The sequence below is a fragment of the Kitasatospora sp. NPDC090091 genome, from assembly GCF_044747365.1.
GTDB lineage: Bacteria > Actinomycetota > Actinomycetes > Streptomycetales > Streptomycetaceae > Kitasatospora.
In genome coordinates, this window is record NZ_JBIVDY010000045.1 from 1 (window position 1) to 16,557 (window position 16,557).

At 72.7% G+C, this 16,557-nt stretch carries 3 protein-coding genes; all 3 read left to right on the top strand.

Annotation, left to right across the window (positions count from 1 at the left end; all coding sequences use genetic code 11):
* A partial coding sequence (locus ACIPSC_RS38690; RefSeq protein ID WP_400835002.1) for an SDR family NAD(P)-dependent oxidoreductase occupies positions 1-4,323 on the top strand: 4,323 nt, incomplete at its 5' end.
* Positions 4,324-4,435: 112 nt separating this feature from the next.
* Positions 4,436-9,391 (top strand): type I polyketide synthase, encoded by a 4,956-nt coding sequence (locus ACIPSC_RS38695; protein ID WP_400835005.1) that lies wholly within the window; start codon positions 4,436-4,438, stop codon positions 9,389-9,391.
* Positions 9,392-9,445: 54 nt separating this feature from the next.
* The coding region (locus ACIPSC_RS38700; protein ID WP_400835008.1) for a type I polyketide synthase at positions 9,446-16,557 on the top strand (7,112 nt) is incomplete at its 3' end.

A 16,557-nucleotide genomic window follows, 5' to 3' on the forward strand; every position in this document is an offset into this window, starting at 1 on the left:
CAGGCATCGACCGTCCCGTTCTACTCCACCGTCACCGGCGGAGTCCTCGACACCCGCGAACTCACCACCGAGTACTGGTACACCAACCTCCGCGAGACCGTCCGCTTCCACGCGACCCTGACCGCGCTGCTCGACGACGGCCACACCCTCTACATCGAAACCGGCCCCCACCCCGTCCTCACCACCGCCATCCAGGACACCATCGAGAACGCCGCCACCGACACCGGCGGGGCCGTCGTCGGAACCCTGCGCCGCAACGAACCCGGCCCCACCCGCTTCCTCACCTCACTCGCCCAAGCCCACACCCACGGCGCCCCCGTCACCTGGACCACCCTCAACCTGACTGCCAGTCAAATCGACCTGCCCACCTACCCCTTCCAACACCAGCACTACTGGCCCGACACCCCGGCCGGGACGCTCGGGGACGTATCGTCGGCGGGGCTGGGTGCCGTCGGGCATCCCCTGCTCGGCGCGGTCGTCGGGTTGGCCGAGGCGGACGGGATGCTGTTCACCGGGCAGCTGTCGCTGCGGGCCCAGCCCTGGCTCTCGGATCACGCGGTGCTGGACTCGGTGCTGCTGCCCGGGACGGCTTTCGTCGAGCTGGCGATCCGGGCGGGTGACGAGGTCGGGTGTGAGCGGGTCGAGGAGCTGACGCTGGAGGCACCGCTGGTGCTCTCGCCGGAGAGTGAGGTTCAGCTTCAGCTGTCCCTGGGCGAGGCGGACGCCGCCGGCCGTCGTGCGCTGGCCGTGTACTCACGTCCCGAGGGCGGCGCGTCCGCCGGGCAGCAGCCGTGGGTGCGCAACGCCACCGGCACGCTGCTGCCCGACGACGGCCGTGACGCGGCACCTGCGGACCTGCGGTCCTGGCCTCCGGCCGGGGCGACCCCGGTCCCCGTGGAGGGCGCGTATCCGGAGCTCGCCGCACGCGGGTATGCGTACGGTCCCGCCTTCCGTGGGCTGCGGGCCGCGTGGCGCCTGGGCGAGGAGATCTTCGCCGAGGTGGCCCTGGCCGAGGACGACCATGCCGCGGCCGCGCGGTTCGGCCTGCACCCCGCGCTGCTCGACGCGGCGCTGCACGCCCTCGGCCTGGTCGAGGGCGCCGGGCGCGACGGTGTGGGCCTGCCGTTCTCCTGGAGTGGCGTGTCACTGCACGCGACCGGTGCGACCGCGCTACGGGTCAGGCTGTCGCCGGCCGGGGAGGACACGGTCTCGCTGACCGTCGCCGACCCGGACGGGCAGCCGGTCGCCTCGGTCGACTCTCTGGTGACGCGCCCCGTGTCGGCGACCCAGCTGGACGGTGCCCGCTCCGCGAACGACCGGTCGTTGCTCCAGCTGGACTGGAGCGTGCTGTCCACCGGCACCGTGCCGTCGGTGGCGCCCGGGTCGTGGGCCGTGGTGGGCGCCGATGCCCCGGGGCTGGCCGAGTCCCTGACGGCGGCCGTCCCGGTGGCCGGGTACGGGAGTCTGGAGGCGCTCGGTGCGGCGGTGGCTTCCGGCGCGCCGGCGCCGGCGGCGGTGTTCGTGTCCTGGGCCCCGGAGGCCGGGGCCGGCCCCGACGGGGAGCCGGCCGGGGAGTCGGCCCGGCGGGAGATCGCCGCAGTCCACTCCGTGACGCGGCGCGCGCTGGCCGATGTGCAGTACTGGCTGTCCGGTGCCGGTATGGAGGCGCTCGCCTCCTCCCGTCTGGTCGTCGTCACGCGCGGCGCCGTGTCGGTCGCGGAGGCCGTGGGCGGGCCCGCCGTGCCGGTCGACCTGGCGCAGGCCCCGCTGTGGGGTCTGCTGCGCAGCGCCCAGTCGGAGAACCCGGACCGGTTCGTGCTGCTGGACGTCGACGGCGAGGAGGCGTCCTGGCGGTCGCTGTCCGCGGCGCTGCCGGCCGCCTTGGCCGCCGAGCATGCGCAGCTGGTGATCCGCGAGGGTGTCGCCCGGGTGCCTCGGCTGGCGTGGTCCTCCCAGGTCGGGCGGGCGCTGGCGGCTCCCTCCGGGGTGTCCGCGTGGCGGCTGGAGGTCGACGGTCCGGGGACGCTGGAGAATCTGGCGCTGGTGCCCTGTCCGTCGGTGGACGAGCCGCTGGCCGAGGGGCAGGTGCGGATCTCCGTACGGGCGAGCGGGCTGAACTTCCGTGACGTGCTGATCGCGCTCGGGATGTACCCGGACGCGACGGCGCTGATGGGCAGCGAGGCCGCCGGGGTCGTGCTGGAGGTGGGGCCGGGGGTGACCCGTCTCGCCCCCGGGGACCAGGTGGTGGGGCTGCTCGCGGGCGGCTTCGGCACCGTGGCGGTGACGGATCACCGGATGGTGGTGCCGATGCCGGCGGGTTGGTCGTTCACCCAGGCGGCGGCGGTCCCGGTGGTGTTCCTGACCGCATACTTCGGTCTGCGCGACCTGGGCGGGCTGCGGGCCGGGGAGTCGGTGCTGGTGCATGCGGCGGCCGGCGGTGTGGGCATGGCGGCGGTGCAGCTGGCCCGGCACTGGGGTGCCGAGGTGTTCGGCACGGCGAGTGCGGGCAAGTGGGACACGCTGCGTGCGATGGGGTTGGACGACGACCACATCGCGTCCTCGCGTGACCTGGGCTTCGAGGAAGCGTTCGGTGCGGTCACGCAGGGTCGCGGGGTCGACGTGGTGCTGGATTCGCTGGCCCGGGAGTTCGTCGACGCGTCCTTGCGGATGCTCGCTCCGGGCGGGCGGTTCATCGAGATGGGCAAGACCGACATCCGGGTGCCGGAGGAGGTCGCGGCCGCGCACCCCGGTGTGTCATACCGGGCCTTCGACCTGGTCGAGGCTGGTCCGGAACGGATCGGGGAGATGCTCACCGAGGTGTTCGGCCTGTTCGAGCAGGGCATTCTCCAGCCGCTGCCGGTCACGGTGTGGGACGTGCGGCGGGCTCCGGAGGCGTTCCGCCATCTGAGCCAGGCACGGCACGTCGGCAAGATGGTGCTGACCGTCCCGGCGCCGGTGAACCCCGACGGGACGGTGCTGATCACGGGCGGGACGGGCGTCCTGGGCAGTCTGGTGGCGCGGCACCTCGTCACTGACCACGGTGCCCGGCACCTGGTGCTGGTCAGTCGGTCGGGGCCCGAGGCCGCCGGTGCCGCCGATCTGCACGCCGAACTCACCACGCTCGGCGCCACCGTCACCATCACCGCCTGTGACACCGCCGACCCTGAGGCCCTGGGCCGTCTTCTGGACTCCGTCCCGGACCGGCACCCCCTCACCACCGTCATCCACACCGCCGGCGCACTCCAGGACGCCGTCCTCACCCACCAAACCCCCGACCACCTCGCCCGCGCACTCACCCCCAAAGTCGACACCGCCACCCACCTCCACCACCTCACCCGCCACCTCCCCCTCGACCACTTCATCCTCTTCTCCTCCGCCTCCGGCATCTTCGGCGCCACCGGACAAGCCAACTACGCCGCCGCCAACGCCTACCTCGACGCCCTCGCCCACCACCGCCACACCCAGGACCTACCCGCCACCTCCATCGCCTGGGGCCTCTGGGCCGACACCAGCACCATGACCAGCCACCTCAACGACACCGACATCCACCGCATGGCCCGCGCCGGCATGGCCCCGCTGGCCACGGACGAGGGGCTCGCGCTCTTCGACGCCGCGCTCGCCACGCCGCATCCACTCTCCGTCGCACTCCGGCTGGCGGAGGGCGGGCCCCGGTCCGACGAGGCTTCGGTGCCTTCCCTGCTGCGGGGTCTGGTCCGTGCCCCGGCGCGGCGCGCCGCGGTGGGTGCGGCAGCCGGGTCGGAAGGGCCGCCGCTGGGGCAGCGGCTGGCGGGGCTGCCGGAAGCGGAGCAGGAACGAATGGTGCTGCGCGAGGTCCTGGGCCACATCGCGGCGGTGCTCGGCCATTCCTCCGCCGACGGGGTCGACGCGCAGCGTTCGTTCAAGGAGTTCGGGTTCGACTCGCTGACCGCGGTGGAGCTGCGCAACCGGCTCAACAGGGTCAGCGGGCTGCGGCTGCCGGCGACGCTCGTCTTCGACCATCCCACGCCGGGGGCGCTGGCCCGGCGGCTGCGGACCGAGATCGCTCCGGAGCCCGCCGGCTTCGGTGGCGCGTCCGCCGGTCTGCTGGAGGAGATCGGTCGGCTGGAGGCGGTCCTGGCGTCCTGTTCGCCCGAGGAGCTGGCCGCGATCGCGCCCGATGCCGAGGCGCGCTCGGCCGTCACGGGCCGGTTGAAGTCCCTGGTCTCGCTGTGGACCGAGGCCGCGACGGCGCCGGAGGGCGCCGACCAACCGGTGTCCAAGCGCCTCCAGTCGGCGTCGGATGACGAACTCTTCGCCTTCATCGACGAGTTCGGCACGTCCTGACGGAGCCTCTCGGCGCCCTGAGGCCCGGGCCTCAGGGCCGCGGCCCGGCCCAGGGCCGGATGCGGCCCCTCTGACCACTCCCCCTTCATGGATTCGAACAGGTGACAGACTGATGGCGAACGAAGACAAGCTCCGCGATTACCTCAGGCGGGTGACCGCCGACCTGCACGAGGTCAGCGGTCGGCTGCGCGACATGGAGGCCAGGGAGCGGGAGCCGATCGCCGTCGTGGGCATGGGCTGCCGGTACCCGGGGGGCGTCCGCTCCCCCGAGGACCTGTGGCGACTCGTCTCCTCCGGGGGCGAGGCCGTCTCGGACCTGCCGAGGAACCGCGGTTGGGATGTCGACGGGCTGTACGACCCGGATCCCGACGCCCCTGGCACGTTCTACTCCCGGGCGGGCGGCTTCCTGCACGATGCCGATGCCTTCGACGCCGACTTCTTCGGGATCAGCCCGCGCGAGGCGCTGGCGATGGATCCGCAGCAGCGGCTGCTGCTGGAGACCTCCTGGGAGACGTTCGAGCGCGCGGGCCTGGACCCGGCATCGCTGCGGGACAGTGATACCGGCGTGTTCGTCGGGACCTTCTTCTCCGGCTACGACGCCGAGACCTCACCCGCGCGCGAGGAGCTGGAGGGCCACCTGGTCACCGGCACGGCGACCAGCGTCGCGTCCGGCCGCATCTCCTACACCTTCGGATTCCAGGGGCCCGCGTTCTCGGTCGACACGGCGTGCTCGTCGTCACTGGTGGCGCTCCACCTGGCCTGCCAGGCACTGCGACAGGGCGAGTGCTCCCTGGCGCTCGCCGGGGGCGCGACCGTCCTGTCCTCCCTCCAGTCGTTCGTCGAGTTCAGCCGGCAGCGCGGGCTGTCGGCGGACGGCCGGTGCAAGGCGTTCTCCGCCGACGCGGACGGCTTCGGCTTTGCCGAGGGAGCCGGAATGCTGCTGTTGGAGCGGCTCTCCGACGCGCAGCGTCACGGGCACCAGGTGTTGGCGGTGATCCGCGGTTCGGCCGTCAACCAGGACGGCGCCAGCAACGGCCTTACCGCGCCCAGCAGTTCCGCTCAACAGCAGGTCATCCGGCAGGCCCTGACCCGGGCACGGCTGTCGGCGGAACACGTCGACGCGGTGGAGGCGCACGGCACCGGCACCTCGCTGGGTGATCCGATCGAGGTGCAGGCGCTCACGGCGGTGTACGGCAGGCAGCGATCCGCCGAACGCCCGCTGTGGCTCGGCTCGGTGAAGTCCAACATCGGCCACACTCAGGCGGCTTCCGGTGTGGCGGGTGTGATCAAGACGGTGATGGCGATCCGGCACGGGGTGCTGCCGCGCACCCTGCACGTGAACGAGCCGTCGCCGCACATCGACTGGACCAGCGGGTCGGTGGCGGTACTGACCGAGCAGACGCCCTGGCCGGAAACGGGCAAGCCGCGCCGGGCCGGGGTGTCGTCCTTCGGCATGAGCGGGACCAACGCCCACGTCATCATCGAGCAGGCCCCGGACGCGGACACCGCCACCGCCACCACCACAGCGGCCGAGCCTCTGATCACCACCGGCCCGGTGCCGTGGGTGCTGTCGGGGCGCACGGACGCGGCGCTGCGGGCGCAGGCCGGCCGGTTGCGGGAGTTCCTCGCCTCGCGTGGTGAGGAGTCGGTGGGGCTGGGCGAGGTGGGCTGGTCGCTGGCCACCGGCCGCGCCCGGTTCGACCACCGCGCCGTCGTCCTCGGAGCGAGTCACCGGGACATGTTGGCAGGGCTGGCGGCGCTCGCCGACGGCCAGGACACACCCGGTGTGGTGCGCGGCACCAGGACCAGCCAGGACGGGCGGGCGGTGTTCGTCTTCCCCGGCCAGGGCTCCCAATGGACCGGCATGGCCCTCGACCTCGTCGACACCACCCCGGTCTTCCGCGAGCACATCGAAGCCTGCGAACGCGCCCTCGCCCCGTACACGGACTGGCGACTCACCGACGTCCTCCGCGGCCTGCCGAAGGCCCCGCCCCTGGACCGGGTGGACGTCGTCCAACCCGTCCTCTTCGCCGTCATGGTCTCCCTCGCCCGCCTCTGGCAGGCACACGGCGTCCAGCCCTCCGCGGTGATCGGGCACAGCCAGGGCGAAATCGCCGCCGCCCACATCGCCGGCGCCCTGTCTCTGGACGAAGCGGCCCGCATCGCAGCCCTGCGCAGCCAGGCCATCACCCGCATCACCGGCAAGGGCGGCATGGGACACGTGGCACTGCCCCAGGACCAGGTCACCGAACGGCTGTCGGCGTGGCCCGGCCTGTCCATCGCCGCCGTCAACGGCCCCGCCTCGACCGTCATCTCGGGAGACGCCACCGCGCTCCACGACTTCATCACCACCTGCGAAAGCGACGGCATCCACGCCCGCGCCATTCCCGTCGACTACGCCTCACACAGCGCCCACGTCGAAGAACTCCGGGACGAACTCGCCACCCTCCTCGGCGACATCACACCCTCGGCGTCAACCGTCCCGTTCTACTCCACCGTCACCGGCGGAGTCCTCGACACCCGCGAACTCACCACCGAGTACTGGTACACCAACCTCCGCGAAACCGTCCGCTTCCACGAAACCCTGACCACCCTCCTCGACGACGGCCACACCCTCTACATCGAAACCAGCCCCCACCCCGTCCTCACCACCCCCATCCAGGACACCATCGAGAACACCGACACCGACGCGGCCGTCGTCGAAACCCTGCGCCGCGACGAACCCGGCCCCACCCGCTTCCTCACCTCACTCGCCCAAGCCCACACCCACGGCACCCCCGTCACCTGGACCACCCTCAACCTGACTGCCGGTCAAATCGACCTGCCCACCTACCCCTTCCAGCAGAAGTGCTACTGGCCCGAGACCGCCGCATCCACGGTCGGTCCGGTTGCAGCTGATCCCGTCGATGCGACGTTCTGGACGGCGGTGGAGCACCATGACCTCGACGAGCTCGTGCGCACACTGGGAGTCGGGGCCGAGAACGAGAAGAGCGCGTTGAGCGCAGTCCTGCCCGTCCTGTCGTCCTGGCGCGGCGAGCGGGTCGACGAGTCAACGGTTGCGTCCTGGCGATACCGGATCGTCTGGAACCAGGCGCCCGACCGCGGCAATGAGCCCAGGCTGTCGGGCACATGGCTGGTCGCGGTACCGTCCGCATCGGCCTCCGACCCCTGGGTGGAGGCGTGCGTTCGCGCTCTGACCGACCGCGGCGCGCGGGTGACCCTGCTGGAGCTGGACGCCTCGGCGGCGCTGCGTACGGACCTCGCGGCGCGCCTGGGCGACGTGGTCAGTGGTGCCGGCGGCGGGACCGTCGGTGGGGTGATCTCCCTCCTGGCGCTGGACGAGTCGCCGCATCCGGACCATCCGATGGTCGCCGCCGGCGTGGCCGCGACCCTGGCACTGGTGCAAGCGCTGCGCGACACCGCCGCCGAGTCGCCACTGTGGCTGGTCACCCGGGGCGCCGTCTCGGTGGGTGGCACCGATGTGCTCGCGAGCGCGGTACAGGCGCAAGTGTGGGGCCTGGGCCGGATCGTGGGGCTGGAGCATCCGCAGGGCTGGGGCGGGCTTCTGGACCTGCCCGACACCATGGACGAGCGGGCCCTGGCCCGGATGGCGGGGGCGCTCACGGCTTCGGGCCACGAGGACCAGCTGGCCGTGCGCCCCTCGGGCGTGTTCGTGCGGCGGCTGGTGCCGGCCGGTGCCGGCGGTTCCACGGTCGGGCGGGAGTGGCGGCCACAGGGTACGGCGCTGATCACCGGCGGCACCGGGGCGGTGGGGGCGCACGTGGCTCGCTGGCTGGTGCGCGGCGGTGCCGAGCACGTCGTGCTGACCAGTCGCCGGGGCCCCGAAGCGGCCGGGGCCGGGGACCTGGCGGCGGAGCTCACCGCGCTGGGCGCGCAGGTCACGGTCGCGGCCTGCGATGTCGCCGACCGCGCGGCGCTGAAGCGACTGGTCGCGGACCTGGAGGGGCGGGGGACGCCGGTGCGTTCGGTCTTCCACGCCGCGGGAGCCCTCGCGGCGGCGCCACTGTCCGAGACGACCGTGGCCGATCTGGCCGGCACGCTGGCGGCGAAGGCCGCGGGCGCCGAGAACCTGGCAGAACTCTTCGACCAGGGAAGGCCGTTGGACGCCTTTGTGCTGTTCTCGTCCAACTCCGGCGTCTGGGGCAGTGGCGGCCACGGCGCGTACGCGGCGGCCAACGCCCACCTGGACGCGCTGGCCCAGCGCCGCCGGGCTGCCGGACTGACCGCGACCTCTGTGGCCTGGGGGCTGTGGGACGGCGGCGGGATGGTCTCGGGTGCGGGCGAGGAGCAGTTGGAGCGGCGCGGGGTAAGGGCGATGTCGCCGGAGCTGGCCGTCACGGCGCTGCACCGCGCGCTGGCCCACAACGAGACGACGCTGACCGTTGCCGACATCGACTGGGCACGCTTCGCTCCCGCCTTCTCCTCGGCACGTCCCCGTCCCTTGATCGAAGACATCCCCCAGGTCCGGCGGGCCCTGGACGAGACGGCGGCGGCGGTGGCCGGTACCGACCCGTCGGCCGCCGGTCCCGCGCTGGCGCAGCAGCTCGCGACCTCCTCGGAGGCGGAACGGGAGCGGATCCTGGTGGACCTGGTACGGCACCACGTCGCGGCGGCGCTGGGGCACACGGTGGGCGAGGCGATCGACCCGGGCCGAGCCTTCCGCGACCTGGGCTTCGACTCGCTGACCGCGGTCAGCCTACGCAATCGGCTCAACGCCGCCACCGGCCTGCGACTGCCCAGCACGCTGGCGTTCGACCACCCGTCACCGCGCGTGTTGGCGCAGTACCTGCGCACCGAACTGGTCCAGGACGGCGCGGCGGCCGCCCTGCCCCTGCCCGACCAGCTCGACCGGTTGGAGGAGACGCTGACCGGAGGGGCTCTGGACGGTCTGTCCCCCGCCACCGTCGCCAAGCGGTTGAAGGCGCTGCTGTCGCGCCTCGACGAGAAGCCGGCCCGCTCCGGTTCCGCCGGGACCAAGGAGATGATCCAGTCGGCGGACGACGACGAGCTTCTCGCGTTCATCAACCAACAGCTCGGCCGATCCTGAACTTTCGCGCACGCACCACCGAACCAGATCAGAGAGAACACGGGGAGTCCTGTCATGGCGAACGAAGAGACGCTGCGCGAATACCTGAAGCTGGTGACGGCCGACCTGCACGACACCCGCGAGCGTCTGCGGGAGCTGGCCGAGGCCGATCAGGAGCCCATCGCCATCGTCGCGATGAGCTGCCGCTATCCGGGTGACGTGGAGTCACCTGAGGGACTGTGGGCGCTGGTCCGCGACGGCCGGGACGCCGTCGCCGACTTCCCCACAGACCGTGGCTGGGACGTGGCCGGCCTCTACGACCCCGACCCCGACCGGGCCGGCACCTTCTACGCGCGCGGGGGCGGATTCCTGCGCGACGCCGCCGGGTTCGACGCGGACTTCTTCGGGATCTCGCCGCGCGAGGCGGTCGCGATGGACCCGCAGCAGCGGGTACTGCTGGAGGCGTCCTGGGAGGCGTTCGAGAGGGCTGGGCTGAACCCGGAGGCCATGCGCGGGGTCCGGGCCGGAGTATTCGTCGGGGCGTCCCCGCAGGCGTACGGAACGGGTCTGGCGTCCGTGCCCGAGGAGGTCGAGGGGCACTTGCTGACGGGTGGTTCGGGAGCGGTGCTCTCCGGCCGCGTCGCCTACACCTTCGGCCTGGAGGGGCCGGCGGTCACGGTCGACACGATGTGCTCGTCGTCGCTGGTGGCGCTGCACCTGGCCTGCCAGTCGCTGCGCCAGGACGACTGCGCCATGGCGTTGGTCGGCGGTGTGGCCGTGATGTCCAACCTCGGCTCCTTCGTGGAGTTCAGCCGGCAGCGCGGGCTGTCGGCGGACGGCCGGTGCAAGGCGTTCTCCGCCGACGCGGACGGCACCGGCTGGTCCGAAGGCGTCGGCGTCCTGCTGTTGGAGCGGCTCTCCGACGCCCGCCGCAACGGGCACCAGGTGCTGGCGGTGATCCGCGGCTCAGCCATCAACCAGGACGGCGCCAGCAACGGCCTCACCGCTCCGAACGGGCCGGCACAGCAGCGGGTCATTCGACAGGCCCTCGCCAACGCCGGGCTGACCGCGGCCCAGATCGACGCGGTGGAGGCGCACGGCACGGGCACCACGCTGGGCGACCCGATCGAGGCGCAGGCGCTGCTGGCCACCTACGGCCAGGAGCGCACCGAGGGCCGTCCGCTGTGGCTCGGTTCTCTCAAGTCCAACATCGGCCACAACCAGGCGGCTTCCGGTGTGGCGGGCGTGATCAAGACGGTGATGGCGATCCGGCACGGAGTGCTGCCGCGCACCCTGCACGTGAACGAGCCGACGCCACACGTGGACTGGACCAGCGGGTCAGTGGCGCTGCTGACCGAGCAGACGCCCTGGCCGGAAACGGGCGAGCCGCGCCGGGCCGGGGTGTCGTCCTTCGGTGGCAGTGGCACCAATGCGCACGTGATCATCGAGCAGGCGCCGGACGTTGACTCCGCCGCTGCCGGCTCAGCGGCCGAGCCTTTGATCACCACCGGCCCGGTGCCGTGGGTGCTGTCGGGACGCACCGACGCGGCGCTGCGGGCACAAGCCGGGCGGCTGCGGGAGTTCCTCGCCTCGCGTGGTGAGGAGTCGGTGGGGCTGGGCGAGGTGGGCTGGTCGCTGGCCACCGGCCGCGCCCGGTTCGACCACCGCGCCGTCGTCCTCGGGGCCGACCGTGCCGGCATGCTGGAGGGGCTGGCGGCGCTCGCCGACGGCCAGGACACACCCGGTGTGGTGCGCGGCACCAGGACCAGCCAGGACGGGCGGGCGGTGTTCGTCTTCCCCGGCCAGGGCTCCCAATGGACCGGCATGGCGGTGGACCTGCTGGACGTCTCCCCGGTCTTCCGGGAGCACATCGAAGCCTGCGAACGCGCCCTCGCCCCGTACACCGACTGGCGGCTCACCGACGTCCTCCGCGGCCTGCCGGGCGCGGTCTCGATGGACCGGGTGGACGTCGTCCAACCCGTCCTCTTCGCCGTCATGGTCTCCCTCGCCCGCCTCTGGCAGGCACACGGCGTCCAGCCGTCCGCGGTGATCGGCCACAGCCAGGGCGAAATCGCCGCCGCCCACATCGCCGGCGCCCTCACCCTCGACGACGCCGCCCGCATCACCGCCCTACGCAGCCAGACCATCACCCGCATCACCGGCAAGGGCGGCATGGGACACGTGGCACTGCCCCACGACCAGGTCACCGAACGACTGAAGGCCTGGCCGGGCCTGTCCGTCGCCGCCGTCAACGGCCCCACCTCCACCGTCATCTCAGGCGACGCCACCGCGCTCCACGAGTTCCTGACCGCCTGCGAGACGGACGGCATCCACGCCCGCGCCATTCCCGTCGACTACGCCTCACACAGCACCCACGTCGAAGAACTCCGGGACGAACTCGCCACCCTCCTCGACGACATCACACCCCAGGCATCCGCCGTCCCGTTCTACTCCACCGTCACCGGCGGAGTGCTCGACACCCGCGAACTCACCGCCCAGTACTGGTACACCAACCTGCGCGAGACCGTCCGCTTCCACGCGACCCTGACCGCGCTGCTCGACGACGGCCACACCCTCTACATCGAAACCAGCCCCCACCCCGTCCTCACCACCGCCATCCAGGACACCATCGAGAACGCCGCCACCGACACCAACGCCGCCGCCGTCGAAACCCTGCGCCGCAACGAACCCGGCCCCACCCGCTTCCTCACCTCACTCGCCCAAGCCCACACCCACGGCACCACCCCCACATGGACCACCCTCAACCTGACTGTCAGTCAAATCGACCTGCCCACATACCCCTTCCAACACCAGCACTACTGGCTCGACCATTCCAACTCCACTCTGGGTGATGTCGCCGCTATCGGACTGAGCTCCGCCGATCACCCACTGCTCGGCGCCGCGGTCGGGCTGGCCGATGCCGACGGCGTGCTGCTGACCGGCAGGCTGTCGCTCTCCACCCATCCCTGGCTTGCCGATCACGGCGTACTGGGCGCGGTGCTGCTGCCCGGGACGGCTTTCGTCGAGCTGGCGATCCGCGCGGGTGACCAGGTCGGGTGTGAGCGGGTCGACGAGCTGACGCTGGAGGCACCGCTGGTCATTCCGGAGGCCGGCGGCCTTCAGCTCCAGCTCTCGATCGGTGGAGCCGACGAGACCGGCCGCCGTCCGCTGACGGTGTTCTCCCGGGCGGAGGACGGTACGGGACCTGGTGGCGGCGAGTGGATCCGCCATGCCAGTGGCGTCCTGGCCGGAAGCGCTCCCGCTCCCTCGTTCGACCTCGCCGTCTGGCCTCCGGAGGGCGCGGTCGCGCTCCCCGTGGACACCCTGTACGAGCGGCTTGCCGAGACCGGCTACGGCTACGGGCCGGTGTTCCAGGGGCTGCGGGCGGCATGGCAGCTGGGCGAGGACGTCTTCGCCGAGGTCGGCCTGCCCGAAGAGGAGCTGGACGAGGCCACGCGCTTCGGCCTGCACCCGGCGCTGCTCGACTCGGCGCTGCACGCCCTCGGGCTGCGTGCCGCGGAGGGGGCACGGCAGGTCGGGCTGCCGTTCTCCTGGACCGGCGTGTCGTTGTACGCCACAGGTGCGTCCTCGCTACGTGTCCGGCTGTCGCCGGTGGGCGAGGGCGCAGTCCGGGTCGCCGTCGCGGATCACACCGGGGAGCCGGTGGCCTCGGCCGACTCGCTCGTGCTGCGGCCCGTTTCGGAGGAGCAGCTGGCGGGCGTGCCCGGCGGGCGTGGCGAGTCGCTGTTTCGGACGGTGTGGACGCCGGCGCAGCTCGCGCCGCTCGATGCCGGGGTGCCCGTCGCGGAGGCGGTGGGCCGGCTCGCCATACTGGAGGGCCGCACCAAGGCAGCCTCGGACGCGGACTCGGATGCGGACTCCAGCTCGGCCTCGGGCCTGCTGCGGTTCGAAGGCCTGGAGCAGGTCGACCGCTACGCCGATCTGACCGCGCTGGCCGAGGCAGTGACGGCGGGCGGCAGCGACGTGCCGGATGTGATCGTGCTTCCCTTCCTCGGGTCGCCGCAGGCGGCCGGCGGCGACTCGGCCGACACCGCGACGGCGGTGCATGGTGCCGCGCAGCACCTGCTGACGACACTCCAGGGCTGGCTGGGCGATGACCGGCTACGGGACACCCGCCTGGTGGTACTCACGTGCGGCGCGGTGAAGACCGGGTCGACCGATTCCCTCACCGACCTCGTGCACGCACCGTTGTGGGGTCTGGCGCGGTCCGCGCAGTCGGAGAATCCGCAGCGCCTGACGCTTCTGGACGTCGCCACCGCCCCCGCCGTCGACACCGCCCCCGACACCGACACCGACACCGCGATCACGTTGTCCGGCGCCGTGCTCGCCGCGGTGCTGCGCACCGACGAGCCCCAGTTCGCTTTGCGGGGTGGCCAGTTGTCGGTCGCCCGCCTCCAGCAGGTGGCGGCGGCGGACGGTGACCGCGAGGCGCCCGCCTTCGCAGCCGGCGGGACGGTTCTCATCACGGGCGGCACCGGTGTGCTCGGCGCGCATCTGGCGCGTCATCTCGTCCTGCGCCATGGGGTCCGCCACCTGCTGCTCACCGGTCGGCGCGGACCGCAGGCCCCGGGGGCGTCGGCGTTGCACGACGAGCTGACCGGTCTCGGAGCCTGCGTCACGATCGCGGCGTGCGACGTGGCGGATCGTGCGGCGCTGGCCCGGCTCCTGGCCGACGTGCCGGCCGACCGTCCGCTCACCGCCGTCGTCCACGCCGCGGCGGCAGTGGACGACGGCACCGTCGAGAGGCTGACGCCCGAGCGGCTCGGCCAGGTGCTCGCGGCCAAGGCGGACGCGGCCCTCCACCTCCACGAGCTGACGCGGGACTCGGAGCTGTCCGCGTTCGTGCTGTTCTCGTCGTTCTCCGGCGTGCTGGGCGCCCCCGGGCAGGGCAACTACGCCGCGGCGAACACCCTGCTGGACGCCCTGGCGGAGCAGCGCCGGGCCCAGGGCCTGCCCGCGCACTCGCTCGCCTGGGGTTTCTGGTCCGAGCGCAGCGCGCTGACCGGCGCGTTGGGCGACACCGACGTACGGCGGATGTCGCGCGGCGGTGTGACCGGCCTGTCCACCGAGGAGGGGCTGGCGCTCTTCGACAGCGCACGGTCCCTCGACGACGCCGTCGTGGCGCCGGTGCGCATCGACCTCGGGGAGTTGCACACCCAGGCGCGTTCCGGCCAACTTCCTGCACTGTTGCGCGGGTTGGTCCGTACACCAGCGCGTCGAGCGGTCGAGTCGGGCTCGCAGGCCGCCGCTTCCCAGCTGCGGCAGCGACTGCTCGGCCGGACGGAGTCGGACCGCTCGGGCCTGCTGCTGGATCTGGTACGGGCCCAGGTGGCCGCGGTACTCGGCCACACGGGTGCCGAGTCGGTGGCGGCCGGACGGCCGTTCCGGGAGCTCGGGTTCGACTCGCTGACCGCCGTGGAGCTGCGCAACCGCCTCAACTCCCTGACCGGGCTGCGGCTTCCGGCCACTCTGGTCTTCGACTACCCGACGCCCGAGGTGCTCTCCCGTCACCTCATGGTGGAGGTCCTGGGGGCGGACGCCGGGGCGGTGCGGCCGGCGGGGCCGTCGCCGACGCGAGGCCCGGCTCCGACCACGGGCGAGGATCCGATCGTGATCGTGGGGATGAGCTGCCGGTTCCCCGGCGGCGCGGACTCCCCCGAGGCCCTGTGGCGGCTCGTGCACGAGGGACAGGACGCCGTCTCCGGCTTCCCGACGGACCGCGGCTGGGACCTGGAGCGGCTGTACGATCCGGATCCCGACCGCCCGGGTTCGAGCTACGTGCGCGAGGGCGGTTTCCTGTACGACGCGGCGCAGTTCGACGCCGGGTTCTTCGGGATCAGCCCGCGTGAGGCGCTGGCCATGGACCCGCAGCAGCGGCTGCTGCTGGAGACGTCCTGGGAGGTGTTCGAGCGGGCCGGGATCGACCCTGCGTCCGTCCGGGGACAGCAGGTCGGGGTCTTCGCCGGGGCGTCGTCCCAGGACTACGCCGCGTTGCTGCCCGACGGGCCGGAGGGGATCGAGGGCTATGCCCTGACCGGCAACGCGGCCAGTGTCATGTCCGGCCGCATCGCCTACACGCTCGGCCTGGAGGGGCCGGCGGTCACCGTCGACACGGCGTGCTCGTCGTCGCTGGTGGCGCTGCACCTGGCCGCGCAGGCGCTACGGCAGGGCGAGTGCGACCTGGCGTTGGTCGGTGGTGTCTCGGTGATGCCGAGTCCGATCTCGTTCGTGGAGTTCAGCCGACAGCGCGGCCTGGCGACGGACGGGCGGTGCAAGCCGTTCGCGGCGGCCGCCGACGGCACGGGCTGGGGTGAAGGCGTGGGCATGCTGCTGATCGAGCGGCTCTCCGACGCCCAACGCCACGGGCACCGGGTGCTGGCGGTCGTCCGCGGTTCGGCCGTCAACCAGGACGGCGCCAGCAACGGCCTCACCGCCCCCAACGGGCCCTCCCAGCAACGCGTCATCCGGCGAGCGCTCGCCAACGCGCGGCTGTCCGCGGCCGACGTCGACGCCGTCGAGGGCCACGGCACCGGTACGACGCTCGGCGACCCGATCGAGGCGCAGGCGCTGCTGGCCACCTACGGCCAGGAACGCGCGGAGGACCGTCCGCTCTGGCTGGGCTCGCTGAAGTCCAACATCGGTCACACCCAGGCCGCCGCCGGCGTCGCCGGCGTCATCAAGATGGTCATGGCGATGCGCCACGGCATCCTCCCCCGCACCCTGCACGTCGACGAGCCGACACCACACGTCGACTGGACCGCCGGCGCCGTCTCCCTCCTCACCGAGGAAACCCCCTGGCCCCAGACGGGTGCACCGCGCCGGGCCGGAGTGTCGTCCTTCGGTATCAGCGGGACCAACGCGCACGTGATCCTGGAGCAGGCGCCGGCCGTGGAGACATCGGCTCCGGTGGAGGGGGTGACTCCCGCCACGGGCCTGGTGCCGTGGGTGCTGTCCGGCAAGACGGACGCCGCGCTGCGCGCCCAGGCCGAACGCCTGCACCACCACATCGAGACCAACCCCCAGCTCGACCTCACCGACGTGGCCTGGTCCCTGGCAACGGAACGGGCAACATTCGAGCACCGCGCGGTCGTCCTCGCCGACCACCGCGACGACTTCCTCACCCGCCTACAGGCCCTGGCCGACGGCGAACCCGCCCCCGGACTCAC